Genomic DNA, 20,192 nt, shown 5'->3' with positions numbered 1-20,192 from the left:
GTCTGCTCCTCGCCCTGCTCAGGCGTACTCTGCGCCGCTTACGGCCTCGGTGCCGGTGTCGTTGCCGGCGTCGATGACGGACGTCTGGACGGCGGCCTTCGTGCCCGTGCGCGTTCTCGATGCGGCGGCCTTCGACGCGCCGCGTCCACGGCTGGCGGCCGACGGACGCCAGGCCCGCAGTGCATCGTCGGTCAGCCCGAGCTCGCCCTGCTTCTGCTGCCTGAACGCCAGGATCTCGGCGGCCGGTGACGCCCCGAACTCCGGGTCATACTCGCCATGCCACTGCTCCAACCACGGCTGCAGCTCAAGCAGTCCGGCCAGGTAAGGCACGAGGTCGTCGTCGCTGAGCCCGGCCTGCTGGATGTACGAGGCGAGTGCGAGGGCCTGCTCCAGGTGATCCCAGCCGGCCCATCCGTACAGCTCCGGCGACTGCGCGTTGACCGTGCCATAGGACACGAACCGCTCCTTGGGCACATCCAGCTTGCCGCGCGCACGCCAGTAGCTCGGCTTCAGGAAGTCCGCCGAGGTGTACTTCGGCGGCACGGGCGTCCGCTCACGGACCTTCCGCTTGGCGGGCTCGTCGGGCGCCGCGTCCTCCTCCCGCTGCAACTCCCAGACCTGCTCCCAGTCGGCACGCTTCTTCAGCCCGGTCGGCTTGTACCGCAGCGCGGACACGAACGGCACATGCTCCTCGGACAGCAACTCCCGCACGATCTGCACGAGGTCCTGCCGGGGTGCGTACAGCTCGGCAACGGACGTGAAGTCCTCGTCGGCGGAGAGGTTCTCGGCAAGGCGGGCGAGGGTGGTGACGGTGGGATTGCCGCTGGCGTCGAACCAGTGCGCGCGGTCCTCGACCCGGTCGAGCATCCAGGACCTCAGCGCCTTCTGCCGCATCGTGTCCCAGCCCTCCGTGGCCCAGCGCCTCTTGTACTCCGGGCGCTCGACCATCCCGATGGCACGGTTCGACTCGATGACCTCGATTCGCCTCCGTACGAGCGTCTGATAGTCGGCGGGCCAGTGCGTGGGGATGTCCGTGACGGGCGTCGAGCCGTGTCGCTTGAACCACTCGCCACTGGCTTCACCGGCCGCGACCCGTCGAGCGAGCACAATCTCGAAGGCACGCTCGCCGAGGGCGAGTTCGGGCACGGCGGAGGTGTCGGGCAGGCGCAGATCCTCGGAGTGAAGGTCGTAGAGGGAGTACACCTGCCAGTCCAGCTCCTCCTGGAGGGCGATCATGCGAGCGCGGGTGGAGTTGTAGCGGGCCTGAGCTTCGCGGAGGGCGGTGGCGGTGGGGGTGGCCTCGGTGGCGAGGGCGGCGGGGGTTGTGGCGGAGAGCTGCTGGGCGAGGGCGTCAAGCTCGGTGGCGAGGGCAGTCGGGAATTCGGCGGGGAGGGGGAAATCTTCCAGATTGGTCCCCGTGAACTCGTAGCGCTCCTCCCAGGCTTCACTCTGAATCCCGCGCCCCAGGCCACTACCACCCTTCGCCTGGCTCACCATCTTGAGCCAGAACCCGGCCGTGGAGCTATTGAGCAGACCAAGCAGCTGCACATGCTCCTCCTCCGTCGCCCCCTCCCGCAACTTGATAACAGGGGCCGTGCTGCCGAAGAGGGTTCCGTCACGATCAAAAGCGAAGTGATTGTGAGTCGCAACGAACGCGAAAGTGATCCCCTTGGGATTCCTGAGCTTTTCGGGGTAGCTCTCTAGGTGGGCATGCCAGGGCTTTCCGTGCTCAACGATGGTCTTGCCGAACAGGAGACGCTGACTCAGGACCCGACGGTGCGGCCACAGGTAGCGCGCCACGAGAGGAGTGGTGTCGGCGACGGAATGTGAGTTGGTTGAATCCTCGTAAGGGTTCACAACCGTTACGAGATCCCAAATCACATAATCTCGGACTGCGTTGCCTGTGGCCAGAGGTCGAACATTCTCCTGGATTCCTAGTCGAGCGGCTGCCGTGTTATCGGGCAAGAAGTAGACGTCGTCTCCTCCGGACTTGGTTGTGCGACCTGCTGACTGAATTACCTGAGTCAGGGTCAGTGCGGCACTTTTCCCCAACTGCTCGATCATCTCCAGGCCGCCGTCCGCCAAGATCCACGGCTGTTTCCCAAAGTACCGATCCCGCGTCAGGTCGTCCACCGAAACCCAATGCCCCCCACTTCCCGGCCGGTCGACCTGTTCCACGATCGCCGTCCAGACCTGCCCTTCCTCGGGCTTCGCCGGCGCCGCAGGCTCTCCCTGCACGCTGCGCACCGTCCGGACCGTCATCTGTCGCTTCGATCCGTCCCTCGGCCGGCCCACGAGGATAACCGTCGGTGTCCCGTGCCCCGGGATGTACGCCCCCGACGTGTCGATGACCTCGGTGAGTTCGACCTTGTGCGCGAAGTACTCCTCGATGAGCTTCGTGCCGAACTCTCGCTTCATGAAGGAGTTCGCCGTGATCTGGCCGACCATGCCGTAACCGTCTCCATCGGCTCCGCCTCGCTTGGCCAGTTCGAAGAACCGCTGGGCGAAGGGGACGGACAGCGCGTACGTCCCCGCGCACGCGTCGTACAGCTCCCGGTACAGCTGGTTGAGCTGCTTGTCCTTGACCGTGATGTAAGGCGGGTTGCCCACGACCACGTGATAGCGCCCCTGCTCCAGGATTCCGGGGTGCTCGTGCACGTCCTCCGTCGCGTACGAGAAGTCGGCCAGCGGGTCACCGGCCGCGCTGCCGCCCTCCTCCTCAAGGGCGAGCCCCAACTGCAGCTCCAGCTGCCGGTCCTTGATGAGCGAGTCGCCGACCGCGAGCTGGATGGGCCACTCGTAGCGCCGCGCCTCCTCGAAGGTCCGCATGCCGCTCGCGGCCATCGCCGCGACCAGGAGCCGGAAACGGGCCACTGCGACCGCGAACGGGTTGAGGTCCACCCCATGCACCGAGTGCAGGGCCGCTCGTACCCGCTCGTAAGCGCCAACCTCGGGCCGCTGCTCAGCCCACATTCGCACCAGTCGCCGGAACGCACCGAGCACGAAGTGGCCGGACCCGCAGGTCGGATCGATCATCTTCAGCTCTTCGAAGCCGAACTCCCGCACTGCCGGGGTCATCGTCCGGTCGAGGATGAACTCCTCCACGAACTCCGGCGTCTGCAGCAGCGCGTACGTCTTGCGGGCCGCCTCGCTCAAGTCTTGGTACAGGTCGCCCAGGAACCGGGTGTCCCAGCCCTCGGTGCCGTCCTCGCCCAGCGGGTCACTGAAGTCGTGTACGAGGACCGGACCGTTCGCCCCTTCGCCCCCGTTGACCTCACCGGCGCGCTGCTCCCGCCAGAAGGCGAGCAGCGCGCCGGCGCCGTCGTGCGAGAGCGGGATCTGGTAGAGCGGGTTGTGGTCGCGGTCGAAGAGCAGCCGCCCGGCCTGTCCGGCGCCCAACTCGGCGAACGCTGTCTCCAGCCACCCTCGGTATGTCGGGTCGGCGTCCTTCTCCAGATACTCCTCGAACCGAGCCTGGGCGATCTCCCGCCCTGCCACGTCGGGGGAGGTGATGTAAGGCTCGGCGATCAGCCGGTTGTCCTCGCTGAACCGCACGAAGACCGTGCCGAGGACCCAGGCCACCGCGACCTGGGTGATCCGCTCGCCGAGCCAGGCGCTCCATGTTGCCGACGTACGGCCCAGCTTCCGGGCCTGCTCATACTCGCCGCGCAGCCGCGTCCCGACCTCGGGGATGGCTTTGACCTGCTGTTCCAGATCGATCTCTGCCGCCTTGACCTGCTTCTGTAGATCGGCGAGGAGGATCTTGCGGTCGATCACCAACGGCTCCTGTGGAGAAAAGCGAGAGGATGGAAGAAGGCCAGGTCAGGAGAAGGGGTGGGTCAGGCGTCCGGCTCAAGGTGTTTGCGTGCCACCCAGGCGTCAGGCACGACGATCCACTCGTCGAATCCCGCCTGGTACGGGACACTCTGCCCGGCCAACCGTGGCGCCCGTGCCGGATCGGACTGGGCGACGAGCAGCCACAGCGGGCTGCCGCCCTGCCGAGCCCCCTCCGCGAGCCGCCCGATCAGATCGAACGCGTCATAGCGAGCCAGCACCGCAGTGTCGGTGAGCAACAGCGGACCAGCGGCCTCCGCCAGCAGCTCCCGCAGCTGCGGCTCGACCCGCCCCCACGCCTTGTCGGTGCGTATGCGCAGCTGTTGGTGAGCCCGACTACCCGGCTCGGCGGCGTCCGCCTTGAGGACGGTCTCCCAGGTCGGCCGGGCAGCCTCGCCGACCACGCCGCGCAGTTCGGCCACGAACAGTGCGGTCACCGACACCGGCCGAGCCCCGTATGGCTCGCCGGCCAGCCGCCGCACCGCGTCCTCGGCGCGCCGCTGGGGCACGGTCAGGACCCGGAAGCCGTCCTGCCGTGCCGAGTGCGTAAGCCGCTGTTCAGCCTTGACGGCAGCGGCGACGGCAGCGTCCGCGTCGTACTGGGTGGGGGCCGAGCGGCGCGCAGCCGAGGCACCCCAGCTCGCCGAGGTCAGCCCGGCAGTGGCGTCCCCGGAGGGGCGGTCCGGGACGAGCCGGAGCACCTTGTCGTAGCGGGTGGCCAGTTTCAGCTCGAAGCCCGCCTGCTTCAGGGCGCGGACCAGGGCGCTGCCCGTGGGCAGCTCGCGCGGCGCCAGCGGATCGGTGCCCAGGTCGGGGAAGCGGGTCGCGACCCGCTTGTGCAGCGCGTCCACCGTCAGGCCCGGCTGCCGCTCCTCCTCGACACCCGGCTGCAGGGCGACCACGCCGGCCTGGGTGATCCGCAGCGCACGCACAAGGTCCAGGTCGCGCGGGTAGATCTCCAACCGCGGGGTGAGCGCGGCCCGGGTGGAGGCGGCGACCGCGATCTCGGCCGTCCGCCGCTCGTCCCAGCCCAGGCTGCCCGGTGGCCGTCGCACCGCGTCCAGCTCGGTGAGGACCGTGCTCGCTGTCGGCAGGGACTCAAGCGCCGCGAGCCGGTCGGCCCGCACGCCCAGGTTCAGCGCGTACTCCTGCAGGGCGGGCAGCGCCGGGGTGTCCGGACCGTCCACGTCCTCCCGGACATCCAGGGCGAGCAGGCCGAGTACCGGATCGGCGCCCTTGGGCATGCGGGCGTGGAAGTAGCGGAAGAGCGGCGGGGACTCGTTGTCGTAGTTCTCTCTTTCGACCACCGCACGCAGCAGCGACAGGGCGAGTGCACGCCGGTCGCGCCGCTCCACGTGCTGGGTGCCGCGCCGGGCGATGAGGGCGTCGGCGAGCTCGATCACCGGGGCCACCCGGCCGCGCTCAGCCAGAAGTTTCACCACCTGCTCACGCAGCAGCCCCAGAGCCGCGTCCTTGTACCAGCGCTCGCGCGCCTTCTTCACGATCTGCGGAATCCGGCCCGCGGTCAGGCCCACCGCATCGGCGACGTCCCGCTGCCGGACCCAGGCCAGGCCCCCGGGCAGCGTCCCTGTCTCGTCGGGCAGCCGCAGCAGCAGCCGGATTGCTTCGCGCTCCTTGGCATTGGAGCGGGCACTACCGCTGGATGGCTTCGGTACGAGACGGGCGGCGAGCGCGTCCAGGCTCAGGCCGCCCAGCACCTGCGGGTCGGCGCCGTCCCCGTCGGCGGCGGCCGACTCCGCGACCGCCCGCTCCAGGTCGGAGAGCTCCTGCCCCGCCGCCTTGCGGGCCTCCGCGCTGAGCGGCGCGGGAGCCGCCTTGCCCAGGCGCGCGTTCCACTCCTTCTGCCGGCGCTGGATCTCCTCCCGGGTGCGCGAGCCCATGCCCGGCGCGGTGAGGAACTTCCTCGCCGAGTATTCCAGGACGTCCCCGACGGTGTTCAGCCCCATCGCGAACAGCTGCGACTGCGCAGCGACCGTCAGACCCGCCACCGACAGCGGCGTCTTCCGGTCGGCGCGCTCGGCCTGCTGGTCGCGGACCTGCTCGGCGGAGACGTCGTCGTCCTCCCGCCCGATCCGCGGCTGCGCCGCCGACCCGGCGACCGTGTCTGTGCCGCCCTTCGCTCCGCGCCCCGACTTCTCACCGTGACCGGTGCTCGGCGCCGTCGTCTGCTGTGCGTCCAGGAAGATCCGCTGCCAGGCACGCTCCATCGGCTTGAGGTCCGGGAAGCGGTCCTTCACATCCCGGGCCAGCGCCTTCCGGAAGAACGCCACCAGGCCGTCCCGGACAGCCGGTTCGAAGGCATCGGCCGCGAGCTGCGGGTACGGCCACTCCTTCGCGTCCGTCTGCCGGGCCGTGACCGATCCGTCACCCCAGCGGGGCAGCTCGTTCGACGCCATCTCATGCAGCGTCACGGCCAGCGCGTACCGCTCGGCGTACCCGTCGTACGAGCCGCGCGTGATGACGCCCACGAACGGGTCGAGATAGCCCTCGGTGCCCGCCTCGATCTCCTTCGCCGGGTACCCGGCGAGCGAGAAGTCGATCAGTACCAACTGACGGGTGCCGTTGGGGCGGACCCGGATCGCGATGTTGTCCGGCTTCAGGTCCCGGTGCCAGATCCCCTCCGCCTCCAAGTGCTCCACAGCACCGAAGAGGTACTTCCCGTACGCCTCCAGCTGGTCCATGCCCAAACGGCCGTTGTCCCGCAGCTGGCGGGCAACGGTGTCCTCCCTGCGGCGCGGCCCCTTACTCGCACTGCCGTCCTGGTCCTTCAGCTCCCGGCTGTCGCCCACGTACTCCAGGACCAGGACCCGGCGCCCAGCCAATGTCAGAGGCTGCGGCTCGTACAGCGAAATGATGCTGGAGTCCCTGTGGATACGGCCCAGGACCTCCGCCTCACGATCCAGGACAGCATGCTTGGCCTCGCTCAGCGCGACCTTCAGCACTGCCACCGGCAGGCCGCCGCTGCGCCGAGGCTCGCCCTCCAGATCCCGCACCAGGAAGGCCCGCGCGGTCGAGCCTGTACCGAGGCGGCGCACGACCTCCCAGCGTCCGGCCAGTACGTCCCCGGCCACGGCCTCCAGCGGGTCCTTCTCCGGCTCGGATCTTTCCTCGCCCGCGCCTGCGGCTGAACCGCCGTCTCCGCCCGCGACCGCAGCCGCGTCTCCGCCGCCCGGGACTTCCTCGACGAATGCCTGCTCGACGTACTCCAGCATTTCCAGAAAGTCGTCGACCGTGGACAGACGCCGACCTGGTTCGTACGCGGTGGATGCCTCCACCAGATCGTCGATGTCCGGATTGAGACCGTCGACGAGCGCGCTTGGACGCAGACTCTCGCCGGCCTCCAGACGTGCCATGACCTCGCTCTGGCTCGCGCCAGGCGCTTGCCCGGTCACCAGCAGATACGTGAGCACGCCGAGCCCGTACACATCGAGGCGCACTGGATCGGCCTTCGGAATCCTCAGCTCCGGAGCCAGATATGGATCGGCCTGGTCCGCGACATGGAGCCTCGTCACGTTGGTTGGGGCCAGGGTCAGTGGGCGGCCGCGGCTGGAGCTTTGTCCAGTGCCGATCTGCCAGTCCGCGATCTGTGTCCACGGACGCAGCCAGCGCTGCTCTTCGCCGAGCTCCCGCCCGCGTGGGCCGCGGTCGCGCGGAATCACATGCACCGCGTGCGCCGACAGCGTACGGTGGTGGACCCGCCGGGAGTGCGCGGAGCGCACCGTCTCGGCAAGCTGCCGCACCAGCGCGAGGCGCCCCCGCAGGTCGAGACCCTCACCGTGCTGGACCAGGTAGTCGTCCAGGCGTAGCGTCTCCGGGTGGTAGTCGAAGAGGATGGCGGGCCCGGCGGGATGCCCCGACGGCAGATAGTTCTTCAGCCGTACCGCACCGGGATGACGAAAACGGCTGAGTACCGACGCCTCGCGGGCGGCGGCTCGCTCCACCGAGCGCCGCTCGTCGTCCGAGGCACCGCGTTCGCTGAGGAAGACCCGCACCCGTGCCAGGTCGTGCAGCTGGGAATGGCGTCCCAGATAGTCGGCCCAGGTCGGCCCGGAGTCGAACGCCTTCGCATCGAGGAGGTAGGAGCCCACCTCGTGCTGGCGGCGGATCGGTGCGATACGGAGCTTTTTCAGGGCTGCATCGACAAAGCGGGATGCCTCGGCTGTGATTTGGTAGCGGGCGTCTCCCGGCGGAACGGCCAGCATCTCCACCAGCTGCTTGACCGTGAACACGCCGTTCATGTCGGCAGCCGGTAGCTTCACCTGGAGCTTGTCGTCGGTGAAGCAGACAGCCTCGCCCACCCAGATCTTCGTTCGGTGCGCGGGCCGACCGGAGACGCCGTTGATCAGGCCCGACAGCTCTTTGGCCTTCCGGTTCGCCAGGTGCAGCGGGTTGCCGTGCCGACGGCTGGTCCCACTGGGTGTGGTCTGCACCCAGTCGTTGCCGCCGCCGTGGACCGAGCCGTGCCAGTCTTTCAACTCGACCAGGAACACTCCGGCCGGCGCTACCACCAGAAGATCGACCTCACGGACGTGCCCGCTGTTCGCGGTGAACATGAAGTTCGCCCAGGCGCGCCACGGCTCCTCGTCCGGCAGACGGCGGCGGATCGCCTCAAGACCACGACGCTCGTGCTCATACTCGGACACGGTGACCGTCGTCCACCGGTCTTCCAGCATGCGGCTCCCCGTCCGTGTCTGTATGCCTGCCGTAGTTCCTGCCGACGCGTTCAGGAAGCACAGCTCAACCCTCGGACCGAATCCTAAAGGGTGACACTGACACGAAGAGCGGCCTGAGCGTGCTGCGACAGAGGCCCTGTGACCCAGACCTGCTGGCGATGGAACGGGGCAGTGCGCACCGTGAGCGGATTCGGCCGGGCGGACCATGGCGATTCAAGCCGCAGCAGCGCCGAGTCGATGCGTGTGCGGATGAAGCGGTGGGTGTCGGGTGGGCGATCACGCCGTGCCCGGTGACAGCATGGCTTTGCGTCGTAGCCCTTGCTGACGCGGCCATGCCAGGTCGGCTCCATGTTCTGCCGGTTGCTGCCGAGGGAGCGGCAGTGGCTGATTGGCGGGCGCGGGCCGTCACGGTGATGCCCCCTGCGTAAGATCCCATGACTGTGTGAAGATCGGCCTTGAGTGCAGGAGGGGCCGGGTGGCCCGAGGGGGATGCCATGAGCGATTCAAGGACGCAGCTTTCCAGGCATATCTGGTCGCTCACGGATCTTCTTCGCGGGGACTTCAAGACATCTGAGTATGGCAGCGTTGTATTGCCGTTCACCGTACTGCGGCGCTTGGATTGCCTGCTCGGACCCACGCGCCAGGAGGTGCTGGCCACCTCGGCTGAATTGGCGGACAAGGGTGTACATTCGGACTCGTTCCGGGATTTTGCGCTGCGCCGCGCCTCTGGCCATCCCTTTTTCAACACCAGTCGCTACGCCCTGGATGCTGTCGTCGCCGACCCGAGTAACTCGGTGGCGTTGCTGCGTGAGTACGTGCTCGGTTACTCCGAGAACGTCAGGGACGTGTTCCGGCGCTTCGAGTTCGACCGCACCGTCGAACGGCTGCACCACGCTGGGCTGCTGTATGCCGTCGTCAGCCGATTCGTCTCCATGCACCTGGGGGCACCCCTCTCCGCCGGCGACATGGGGTTTGTGTTCGAGGACCTCGTACGGCGCTCTGTCGACCAGGCAGGAGGGACTGGCACCGACGAGCACGTCACCCCACGTGACGTCGGCCGGCTGATGTCTGCACTGTTGCTGCGGCCCGATCAGCATGAGCTCACGCTTTCCGGCGTGCTCCGCACGGTCCACGACCCGGCCTGCGGGACGGGCGGACTCCTTGAGGAGGTGGCCGAGCGCATCGAGACCGCCAACCCCTTGGCGCACGTGTCCCTGTACGGCCAGGAGATCAACGCCGAGACCTGGGCTGTCGCTGGCTCCAACATGCTAATGAGCGGACGTGATCCGGGACAGATCCTCTTCGGGAACGTCCTGCGGGAGGACCTCTTCAAGGACCAGAGCTTCGACTACCTGTTGGCGCACCCTCCGTTCGGCCTCAGCTGGAAGCACGTTGAGCAACAGGTCCGCGACGAGCATGGGCTGGGCCATGCAGGACGGTTCGGTGCGGGACTGCCGCGTGTCAGCGACGGATCGCTGCTCTTCCTTCAGCACATGCTGGCGAAGATGAAGCCGGTGGACGCTTCCGGTGGTGGTGGCAGTCGTGTCGTGGTCCTCTTCAGTGGCTCTCCCATGCAGGGGGGAGCCACTGGCCTGGGTGAGTCCGACGTCCGGCGATGGATTGTCGAGAACGACTGGCTCGAGGGCATCGTCGCCTTGCCTGACCAACTCTTCTACAACACCGGCGTCAGTACGTACCTATGGGTCCTGAGTAATCGCAAGAAGTCGGCGCATAGGGGCAGGGTGGCCCTGGTCAAGGCGCAGGACCACTGGCAGAAGACGCGGCAGTCATCCGGCAGCAAGCGGAAGTACCTCGGCCCCGATCAACTCGACAAGATCGTCCGGCTCTACGAAGAGGCGCTGTCGGCTCCGGTCGGCGGGTCTCCCCGCGACCAGGTGAGTGTCGTGCGGAACGAGGACCTGCTGTACCGGCAGATTGTCATCGAGCGCCCGCTGCGCTTGCGCTTCGAACTCACCGCCGACGGCTTGCAGCAGCTCTCCTCCCTGCGGCCGATCCAACGAGGGGACCACCCCGAGAAGCTGGTTGACGCGCTGCGTGGGCTCGTCGGAACGTCCTGGACCACCAGCTCAGACGCCTTCTCGGCACTGCAGCACGCGGTCGCGACCGTGGGCCAGACCTGGCCGCGAGGTGCCGCCTTCGAAAGGAGCGTCCGAAACGCTATCGGGGTGCGTGATGACCAAGGAGAAGTGCAGCAGCGCCGGGGTGTGACGGAACCTGATCCGGAGTTGCGTGACCTGGTCGTCGTGCCGTTGCGGGACGATCCTGAGGAATACTTCCGCAAAGAGGTGTTGCCCTACGCTCCAGATGCCTGGCTCGATCATGCGAAGACCCGGATCGGGTGCGCCATCCGGTCTTCGCTCTTCTATGTCGCGGAGCTTGACGGGGAGTTCAGGCCGCTGCGTGCCTTCGCACAGCTGGAGACAGTGCGTGTCAAGCTGCGCCGTCCGCGACGTGGTGAGGCAGAGTCCATCCCGCCCAAGCACCTCACGGCGTCCTACCTGCATAGTGTCGACTCGGCCTTGGAACTGCCGGATGCGGAACTGGATGACTCCGAACTGACACCGTGCACGGGCGGCGACTTGGTCGGGCGCTCTGGTAACTGGCGCCTTCTGCCTGCGGGGTTCGGTGACGCAGTCACTCGGCTGTTCGTGCTGCACCCCGCCCCGGGGAGCGGTCGCGGGCTATGTGAATGGCTCAACTCCCGTAAGGGCAACGCGGCTTACCCGCAAGCCCGAGAGCTGCTCGACACGCCCGTACCAGTGGAGTTGGTCGCAGCCCCGGAGGTCGAGGATCTACTGGCAGAGGTGCAGGAGGGCCGTCATGCGCTGCGAATGGCGACGGACGGCATCTTGCCGAACGTCTTCGCCGGCCCCGAGACACGCGTTGCGGAGATCCGTCAGTCCATCCGGTTCATCGCCCGCGAGGCACGCCTCGCCGGACAATTGGTGCGCCCTTTCGACGACCCCGTGTGGCGTGCGGAGGCGAGCTATCCATTTCACGTAGCCGCTCTCGCGCGGCGTTACCGCGTAAGCACCCACCCGGCCGAGAAGAAGGACGGACTGCTCAAGCTTGGTGAAGGAACGGCACGCACGCTGGGCGTCCTTGCCTTGCAGGAACTCATTGCGCACCGCGGGAGCTTCTCCAGCTCTCTCCGCAAATCTTTCGGTCAAGGGGCGACCTTTGGCACCTGGACCACACTCATCAAGAGATTCATTGATGAGGTCCCAACGCCTCAGCTGCCGGAACTCGTCGCGCTCCGTGAACACGGCGTCACGCTATCGCTGCTGAAGGAAATCAAGGATCTCCGTAATAATTCCCACCACGCTCACGGGGTGCGCAGGAGTCACGAACTCGACGAGGACGTCGAAAAGCTCGAACCGTATGTGGTCTCGGCGCTCAACTCAGTCAACTGGCTGTCGAGCACTGACTGGTTCTGGGTGGAGCGCTGTGAGTACCTCGATGATTCCTCCTTCCAGGCTGTGGGCCTGAGGCTACGAGGGAGCCACCCGAGCTGGGAGCCGTTTAGCCGGCCGATCGACCACCCTCTGCGGCCGGACAGGATATATGTCGACGGCACCCCGCCAGGCGTCCCGATCGATCTATGGCCATTGGCCGTGGTCAGCCTGTGCCCGGACTGCCGCACGCGGGAACTGTTCCTGCTTAATAAGATTTCGAATGGCACGGCAGTTCTGCGCAGCCTGGAGGAGCACGAGTTGACAATCCCATACACGACCCAGGCCTAGAGCTGAGCTGGTGAATGCGTCTGGTTTGAGGCGCGTTCACTGAACTGGGCGTGCTGAGTGGACGTCCGTTGTCGGCACCAGGCCCTCGAACTCCCGCAAGAAAGCCTGCCGCTGGCCTGGTACCTGTGCGCTCTGCCCAACCCCTGGAACTGGAGCCGGAACGCCCACCTGGCCTTCGAGGGCGCACCGGGCGAAGAGCGGGAAGGACTCGCCCCCGTACCCGGCCCCTTCGTGCACCCGGACAATGCTCGCCCCATCACCGGATGGGGCGAGCACAACATCGGCCGACAGAGCCGCGCCGGAACTCCGTGCGCTACCGCACCTGTCGTAACTACCAGTTCACCTGGTGGCTGCGGGGCCACCGCAGTGCGCCGGTTGCGCCGCCGGAGTTCATCCCGCCCAGGAGGTCAGGTGCAGGCGAGCAGATGTCACTGATGTGACGGCGGCGCTGGCGCGGCGGAATCCGCCTCGCCGAGCCGCTCCGAGCCGACCGCTGATCCGCCGGCTTCGGACCGCACCGGGTCGGCGGTCTGCGCGTCTGTACTCTTCTGCGCGGGCGGAGCCTCGCCGTCCGCCGTCTGGTTCTGCTCGCTGTCGTCGCGAAAAGTGCTGCGCAGCTTGCGCCATGCCCTGACCAAGGGGATGAGCTGCCCCAGGATTCCAGTCAGGACGAAGATCAAAACAGAGATCACGCCTGACCAAGCGAGAATCCAAAGAATCGCAGACGAGTCCACCGTTCGGTCCCTTTCTGTACAGGGCCGAACTGAATGCGGGCACGCCTACTCAGCTCGGCCACAACTCGTGGCTGAACTGAGTTCCGTACCAGCGATCGAAACTCAGGACCTTCAGACTTTTCCGGCTCTGTGTGTTTTGCGAAAGTGGTCGCTCGTCCGTGCACCGTGGAGAGTCAGGCAGGTCGCTGGATCCGCCCGGACTTCCCGGAGCACCCGGTTAGCGCACGCCCTTGAACTGCGGGGGCGATGCCCGGACTTCCAGCGGAAATGGTACTGGGCCGCAGAGTCGCTGTCTGCGGAACAGGTGAAGTGGCGGAGTGTCGGTTCCTGCCGACGGTGCAATCATGGACCCGGGCGCGGGGGGGGGCGCACCCGAGCTGTGGCGGACCCCCGCCGTGGGACGCCCCGACAAAGCCGCTCGTGCGGCCATCGCGCGCCGCCGCTGAGACGCCATCGACCTACGACTCGCCGGCGTGGACTGGCTCACGATCGCCCGCGAACTCGCCGCCGACCCGACAGCCAACTCCGACGGCATCGCCCACCCCGAGGGCTGCTGCGTCGAGCGGTACCGCAAGAACCAGGACCCGCCCACCGACGAGGCCCTGATCCACGCCGCTCGCCGCGACGTCCGTACCGCACTCGCCGACCGCCGCGCCGAGCTGAACGACGACGTTGACGAGCTGCGCGCACTTGAGGCAGAAGATCCGCATCCCCCCGGTAGCGGCCCGCGTCCAGCGATGTGGCCGCGATGAACTCCGCCACCAGCTCAGGCTTCACGGGATGGTATGTCAGCTCTGCGTGTGTCCCCCAGCCGGCAGAGAAACCGCGGTCGGCCCATGGGTGATCCGGTGTGGCCGGCGTCGGATGCTCGGCCAGCTTCCGCCGACGCCGGCGGCCAGCGGGGTGGTTCGTGGGACCGGTCGGAGGCCGTCGAGGGCGTCGTACCGTGCCAGCAATAGGGTCAGCGGCGCCGTCAGAGAGCCGGTGACCCCGCCGGTCAACGCTTCCGTGGTGACTCGGGCGCGCACCTTGATCCACGCCCTCTTGCGTGGCAGGTATGGCTGGTCCAGGCCCTTGCACCACACCTTCGATGCCTGCGCTTCCCCAGGCCGGGTCGAGCCAAGTCCTGTGCCGTCGCCCGGTCAGCCGTGGCTGGACAAAGCGGGAAAGGCGTGTCGAGGGCTCCAGTGGCGAAGAGGGAATCGAGCCGGGCGAGGAGGTTGTCACCGAGGGGTCTGGCCGCGCGGGCGATATCGGGGAATGCCGAGGTCAGGTCCGTGCCCTGGCGGGACTGAACCATCACCAGGTCACTGCGGGCGAAGATGATGGCACGGACCCGTCGGGCTTCTGTTCGGCGACGATGCCTCCGGGCAGGGCATCGGCCGCGGCGGCAGGTGCCATCGAGCCTCAGCGAGCATCGGCTCGATGGGTGGGGTCAGGGGCACACCTCCACCTCCACTCGCACCTCACTCGCACCGCGCGCTGGAATCCGCTTCGGCACACCCCACCCGGCCTCGCCCTGTCTTCGGCCGTCTGTCTGCGGACTCGCGCACGACTGCTTCGCCCTGGCCCCGGATCGCAGTTGTCCGTGGTCGCTCAACCCAGGCTTTTGACAGAGAACCGAGCCGTGAGCGCCGAGCAGGCCAGGACAGCTCGGAGCATTGGGGGCATGCTCAAGGAGTGGCCGGCCAGTGTCCCGACCCTGTCCGTCACCACTGAAGGCACCGACCCTAGCGGCTGACCTACCGGCTGGACTGCCAGCCGGTCCGACAGGGCCAAGTGCGGTGCGGTCACCAGTCGGTGATGTCCACCACGTACCGACAGTGGGGGTCGATCGTGTCCTTCGAGATCCGGTACTCCTCATCGAGCAGGGACGGCAGAGCCGCCAGCACAGCGGTCAGCGCACCACCCGGGCGTACGTCGGCGGCGATCACTCCGGGAACCTCGTCGCTGTCCATGTACAGGCGCAACAGACCCTCCTCGCGGAACAGGAAGCCGCGCAGTCGCGCCCCGTGCCGGTCCTCGGCCGGATCAGTCGGACGGGCCAGGCAGCGCAGGAGTGTGGCGGACCAGTCGTCCGTGGTGAACGGGGCCTCCGTCACCTCCGCCGGGTCGACCAGGTAGAGGTCCATGCCCATGACCGAGGTGACCCGGCTGCGCGGGTAGATGTGGGTGCCGGTGTGCGCGGCCCGGAGCAGTGCGACGACATCGTGCGGCGTGCGCAGATCCTCGCCGTCCCGGAGGGGGATCTCGTATGCGGTCAGCCGTTCCGGCCTGGTCTCGCCCCGGTCGCCCAGCACTCCCCGGACGGCCGGCGCCTGCGACGGGGCGGGCAGGACTCCGCGTACGTGCTGGTCCTCCAGGAGCGGGGCGTAGACGTGGTCCGACAGGAGGGCGGCCACCTCGACCTGGAGGTCTGCGATCTCACGCTCGTCTTCGTTCACCGGGTTACCCATTCACCCAGTTCGGACACTTCCGCATGCCCTTGCAGTACGCGGTGATCACGCCGATCACCTGCCTTTCTCCGGCGTCGTAGCGCCTGTCGTCCGTCCTGCGAGCGTAGCGGGCCTTGACGATGATTTTGACGCGACCGTGAGCCCGGTCCGAGGCCCATCCCCAGTACAGGAGGTTGTGCCCGTCCACCTTGTCAACCTTGTCCCGGAGAGGAATGGTGACGAGCGCGCACTTCTTGATGTTGTGCTTGCCGGAGAAATGGGTCCAGCCCAGCACGCCGTTGCCCAGACGGGTGGGGATCCGGCGGCCGTCCGGGTCGGTCGCCTCACACTTGATGTGCTTGTTCCAGTAGGGGCCCGCGTGCGCGGGGAAGGCGGCACCGCTGAGGAAGAGCGCCGCTACGGCGACGGGTGATGTGAATGCCGTGAGCTTCCTCATGCCAAGACAATGGCGTCGCCCGTACCGGCGTGTGCATTATCTCCCGCGGGATTCATCATATTCAGGTTCCGTCGCACGTGTGTCCAGCCCTCCGTCGGTCCCCTCGGTAGCGGCCGACGCCGGCGTCAGTGACACAGGCAGCGGCGTGCCGTCGCCGATGATGCTGGGCATGACGGCGAGCAGACGTCCGTGCGCGCCTTCGTCGCACAGTGCGCGGGTGGTGGCCAGCCGGGTGTTCAGCGGACCGCTGCCGGTCGGGGCGGGAGTGTCGTCCGGAGCCTCGTCCAGGTAAGGCGCGTTCTCTTGGTGGCCGTCTGCTCCGGGCGCGGCACGGCTGCGGTAATGGATGGGACAGCGGTAGGCGGTAGCAGGGGTTCCGGTTCGCGCACCGGCGCGGCGGTTCTGCCGGGTGGCTGTTGGTGCGTCTGCGGCACACGATCTTCGGGTTGCTCTGGAGTCGGGACGACCTTCCCGGTGGCGTCTCGCTGCCGGGATCTCGTGTTCTCCGGGCGGAGTCGGATCTTGCGTAAGGTGCGGCCGCACGACCGGAGTTCAGAGGGTTGACGTCGATCCGGCCGTGCTCCAGGCCGCCGTACATCGCTCCGTGCCCACGACGGTGCCCGGGCAACAGCGTCACGTCCACCGGGGACCTCACCGCACCGTCCGCACACAGCACCACGTCCGCCGGCTCGAACAACTCGTCACGCCGAGCGGTCAGACACTCGTAGAACTCTCCCCGGAGGCGTGCCGCTTCCGCGAACGCTTCCCTGCGGGCAGCATCAGGCAGCAGACTCACCCTCACGGTCTTCGTCGTGGGCACGTGCACCTTGGGCGGAGCACGTGATCAGACGAAGGCCGCCGCCACGTCCGGTGAATCCCCATGCGAGCGAATCCGGTCGAGACCCCATTCGAGGCCGTGGCACCATGTACCGCATGACGACGAACCGAAAGGTCCATGCCTCGTAGTCGGCCAGGACAGATCCGTGCCGGCGCCCCCGGCGGCCACCGGACCACGGGTGCAAGGCCAGTCATCGACGGCCTGTCTTCGCGCGCACTGTCCGAGATCACCCGTCTCGAGCACACCCGCAACTATCTGCAGCCAGGCGACGTCAGCGCGGCTGTGCGCCTGTGGAAGGACTACGTCCAGCAACCCGAGCGTGATCTGTGGCACGACTACGAGTGGGGCAACGTGCACTGGCACTGCTGCGGCAACCCTCTCGAAGCCCGAGCCCTCCTCGACACCGTGATGCAGGCCGTATCGCCACGAAGCGCCCGCGAACTTCGAAGGATCGTCAGCCGGTCAGACACCGTCTGGAACCGTCCCTCCCCGCCCCATCGCGCGGACGGAAGATGAAGAAGAAGCCCAGTTCCCGCCCGGCCGTCGCCTTTGATCTTGCTCGGGCAAAGAACCGTTCGAGAGAAAAGGGCGCTTGCCTCCCACAGGTGGTAGAGGGATGCCATCTGCATGGCTCATGGCGAGAGCATGGCTCATGGCGAGAGGGAGCGTCCGGCCATCGGCGTCCGTTCCCTGCCAGTAGGGCAGCGGTGCGGCTGGCCCCCGCCTCGTACAGGCGCCGCTTCTGCACCCGCACCAAGACCGCCCGGGCACCCCAACTGAACGCGGCCGCCCCCGATGTATGGGGCGAGGCGTCCGCTTCCGACGCGACCGCGCTGGGGCTCGGTGATGGAGACTTGGTGGGCGTAGGCACTCCTCGCGGGACCCGGTGCGGACGGCTGAGGATCACCGGCATCCGCCGGGGACTGCTCTTCGTCTCCTTCCACTACGACTACTGGGACACCGAAGGCGGGCAGGTACCCGTGGGCGACGCCCCGGCCGGGCCGCGAACGAGACGACTGTCACCGGCTGGGACCGGGTCTCCAAGCAGCCGCTGTTCAAGGCCGCGGTGGCGGGGCTGCGTCTCGTGGAACGGGGCGGCGGCACGAGCGCCCCCGCCCCGACGACCACCGCGTCCGCCCGACGCCACAGGGGACCGCCCCCGGAAGGAGGCACCGTGAACGGCGTCAACCTCACCCCCTGGGAGTCCTCTACCACGGTGAGAAGCAACTGGCAGGGCAGCTGACGGCCGTGGTCCGGGAGATGCTCACGCAGGCTACGCAGGGCGCGCAGGCCGCGCATGCCGCCAAGGACGACGTAACTCCTCGCTCTGGACTCCGCGTGCCACCCCGCGCCCCTGCGGCAGATGCGCTGCGGGGCGGCCACCGGATGTTGAGCGCGTTCGGGTCACAGAGACGTGAGCCGATCGTGGAACACCGACAGGCGGTCGATCTTTTCCTGGTCGCTGCTCGGGTCGAGCGGGAGGTGGCCGTCCGCATTCAGCTCCGCGGTGAGCCGTGCCTGTTCCCGCAATCTTCGTGGTCCAGTACTCCGAAACCCTGATCACCTGGGCAGCGATCACGCTCGGTCAGTGCCCGCGCTTGACCTTGTCGAGGAGCGAATCGTAAGCAACCTCCGAGGAATCACTGCAATCAACCTCGACTGCGATGCCTACGAGCGAGCGGCGCAGCTCCTCCTTGGAAGCAGTGAAGAGCATCTTCTGCTTGACCTTGGCGGTGTCCGGTAGCCACGAAACGAACACGAGCTTGCTCCGCTCCCCGGCGCCCTCCTTCTCGAACTCGAAGTCGTAGACGGCCCACCGGCACTCGGTCTCAGGCAGGTCCGCGATGAAGTCGTCGTACTCCGGGGAACTGGAGACCTTCTGGACGACGATCTCCGTATTGTCCGCGTTGAGGTTGAAGAGAACGTACCTGTGCTTCTTCTCGCTCTTCAACGCCTGGTATTCCTGTACGCAGCGATCGTTCACCGCGGCACCTGATGACATGACGTTCCTCCGTTGACGGGCTGGAACTTACAGTGGTCGCATCGTATCGGAGTGTCACATCCTGGGGGCTCGGGCCGGGCACCCGCCCCCGGCACCGACGCCGTCGCCCTCCTCAACGCGCTCGCCCACGCCGGCCGCCCGCTCACCGCCGACTTCCTCGCCGAGTCCCTCGGCTGGGACCTCCACCGCGTCAGCGACGCCATCGAACGCGCCTGGGCCTACCCCCATCTCGCTGGCCCGTACGCCCTGCGGCGCACGGCCCCCGCCCACTTCACCCTCACCCCGCGGCTGGACGTCCTCACCGACCGGCAGATGAACTGGCTCCACCCCGCCGACCGCACCGAGCCCTGGCGCCACCCGACGGACCAGCACCACCGGCCGCTCCAGCGCAACGTCCTCAGCAGCCAGGACGCGGCCGTGCTGTTCCGTCCTACGAGGGCTCCGTCTCCACCGACCCCGAGGAGCCGACCGCGGCCACCGTCGCCGGGCTGATCGACGCCGGCCTCCTGGTCCGTGCCGCTGACGGCACCGCCGTCCTGGCCGACGACGTCCGATACAGCCTCCGCCTCACCGACGCAGACGACGCCAACACCTACTGACACGCCTCATGGCAGAACCACTGACATCCAGTGGCAGACTCCACTGACCTCTCCGTGGCAGACGACACGGAGCGAGGGGACTGGCCGGCTATCGAACGAGATGGCCAACTACCGATCGGCGTCACACACGACGGCGCTCAGCGGTTGCCGGGGCGGAGCGTCGATGATCTCCAGGATCGGCGGGACGGTGAACTCCACCGGCCGCGCGGCCCGCTTCATCCGGTCGACGTGAGCCGCGGTGGCGGCGTCGAATTCGCCCGCGAAACCGGTGCGGGTCCCACCGGGGAACAGCAGTACGTACCGGGCGCGACGGGTGCTTCCCCCCTCGGCGAACGAGACCCCGAGAAGGTCGTTGAGCCGGCCGCCCTGGAGCATGGCCGTCCAGCCGTCGTAGCCGCGTTCGAGGCCGAGGTCGTTCCAGTGGATGCCCGGCGCCCCCACACCTGGGCCGGCGATGTTCATCACGACCGGCGTTCCGGCCTTGTTCATGACGTCGACCAGTCCGTATCCGAGCAGGTACCGGCCGAGGTAGTACAGCGCCACATTGTGTTCGATCCCTTCGGAGGTCACCATCCGGTGGCTGCGGAAGTACCGCGCGCACAGCGCGAGTACGTCCACCACCGGGAACCGGTCCTCGATCTCCGCGATGACGCGCCAGTTCTCGCTGATGAGGCTGAGGTCGGCCTCGATGAACACGGCACGGTCGGCGGCACCCGCCTTCTGTGCCGTGTCGAGGAATCTCTTCCCCTTCAGCAGGTCCGGAGCGATGACGACGACTTGGTCCCCGGCCGAGACAGGTATGTGCGAGCGCCTGCCCGATACCGGAGGTGCCTCC

At 67.7% G+C, this 20,192-nt stretch carries 10 protein-coding genes and 1 pseudogene; 4 read left to right on the top strand and 7 right to left on the bottom strand.

Features of this window, described 5'->3' with window-relative positions; all coding sequences use genetic code 11:
• Positions 1-18: 18 nt before the first annotated feature.
• Both pglX and pglW read right to left on the bottom strand, forming a co-directional pair.
• A complete protein-coding gene (pglX, locus tag Srubr_RS18910) occupies positions 19-3,777 on the bottom strand; it encodes a BREX-2 system adenine-specific DNA-methyltransferase PglX (RefSeq protein ID WP_189999236.1) in 3,759 nt (1,252 codons plus the stop codon).
• Positions 3,778-3,839: 62 nt separating this feature from the next.
• Positions 3,840-8,528: a BREX system serine/threonine kinase PglW gene (gene pglW, locus Srubr_RS18905; protein WP_189999238.1), complete on the bottom strand. Its 4,689-nt coding sequence runs from the start codon at positions 8,526-8,528 to the stop codon at positions 3,840-3,842.
• A gap of 494 nt (positions 8,529-9,022) precedes the next feature.
• Here pglW and Srubr_RS18900 point away from each other — a divergent pair, with 494 nt between their 5' ends.
• A complete protein-coding gene (locus Srubr_RS18900) occupies positions 9,023-12,292 on the top strand; it encodes a type I restriction-modification system subunit M (RefSeq protein WP_189999240.1) in 3,270 nt (1,089 codons plus the stop codon).
• 428 nt (positions 12,293-12,720) lie between these two features.
• On the opposite strand, the gene Srubr_RS18895 is transcribed toward Srubr_RS18900, so the two are convergent.
• Positions 12,721-13,026: a hypothetical protein gene (locus Srubr_RS18895; protein WP_189999243.1), complete on the bottom strand. Its 306-nt coding sequence runs from the start codon at positions 13,024-13,026 to the stop codon at positions 12,721-12,723.
• 473 nt (positions 13,027-13,499) lie between these two features.
• Between Srubr_RS18895 and Srubr_RS18890 the strand changes: the two genes are divergently transcribed.
• The gene (locus Srubr_RS18890; RefSeq protein WP_189999244.1) at positions 13,500-13,778 is read left to right on the top strand and encodes a hypothetical protein; all 279 of its coding nucleotides are present in this window, start codon (positions 13,500-13,502) and stop codon (positions 13,776-13,778) included.
• 1,038 nt (positions 13,779-14,816) lie between these two features.
• On the opposite strand, the gene Srubr_RS40870 is transcribed toward Srubr_RS18890, so the two are convergent.
• Both Srubr_RS40870 and Srubr_RS18880 read right to left on the bottom strand, forming a co-directional pair.
• Complete coding sequence (locus Srubr_RS40870; protein ID WP_229926973.1) at positions 14,817-15,470, bottom strand: hypothetical protein; 654 nt, start codon at positions 15,468-15,470, stop codon at positions 14,817-14,819.
• A 4-nt stretch (positions 15,471-15,474) separates the two neighbouring features.
• Positions 15,475-15,918, bottom strand: a complete 444-nt coding sequence (locus tag Srubr_RS18880) for a hypothetical protein (RefSeq protein ID WP_229926974.1) — start codon at positions 15,916-15,918, stop codon at positions 15,475-15,477.
• Positions 15,919-17,496: 1,578 nt separating this feature from the next.
• Between Srubr_RS18880 and Srubr_RS18875 the strand changes: the two are divergent.
• Positions 17,497-17,999 (top strand): annotated as a pseudogene (locus Srubr_RS18875) (molybdopterin dinucleotide binding domain-containing protein); the annotation flags it as partial.
• Between the two features lie 342 nt (positions 18,000-18,341).
• Here the strand turns inward: Srubr_RS18875 and Srubr_RS18870 are convergent.
• Entirely contained in the window at positions 18,342-18,758 is a 417-nt protein-coding gene (locus Srubr_RS18870; protein WP_189999246.1) for an actin-binding ADF family protein, read from the bottom strand.
• 51 nt (positions 18,759-18,809) lie between these two features.
• Here Srubr_RS18870 and Srubr_RS18865 point away from each other — a divergent pair, with 51 nt between their 5' ends.
• Positions 18,810-19,250 carry a hypothetical protein gene (locus tag Srubr_RS18865; RefSeq protein WP_189999248.1) on the top strand — a complete coding sequence of 147 codons (441 nt, stop codon included), beginning with the start codon at positions 18,810-18,812 and terminating at the stop codon, positions 19,248-19,250.
• A gap of 215 nt (positions 19,251-19,465) precedes the next feature.
• On the opposite strand, the gene Srubr_RS18860 is transcribed toward Srubr_RS18865, so the two are convergent.
• On the bottom strand, positions 19,466-20,053 hold the full coding sequence (locus tag Srubr_RS18860) for a Rossmann-fold NAD(P)-binding domain-containing protein (protein WP_189999250.1): 588 nt from the start codon (positions 20,051-20,053) through the stop codon (positions 19,466-19,468).
• Positions 20,054-20,192 lie beyond the last annotated feature (139 nt).

This window comes from Streptomyces rubradiris (assembly GCF_016860525.1).
Lineage (GTDB): Bacteria > Actinomycetota > Actinomycetes > Streptomycetales > Streptomycetaceae > Streptomyces > Streptomyces rubradiris.
Note: the sequence above shows the minus strand (reverse complement) of the source record. Positions and strands in the feature narration are given on the sequence as shown.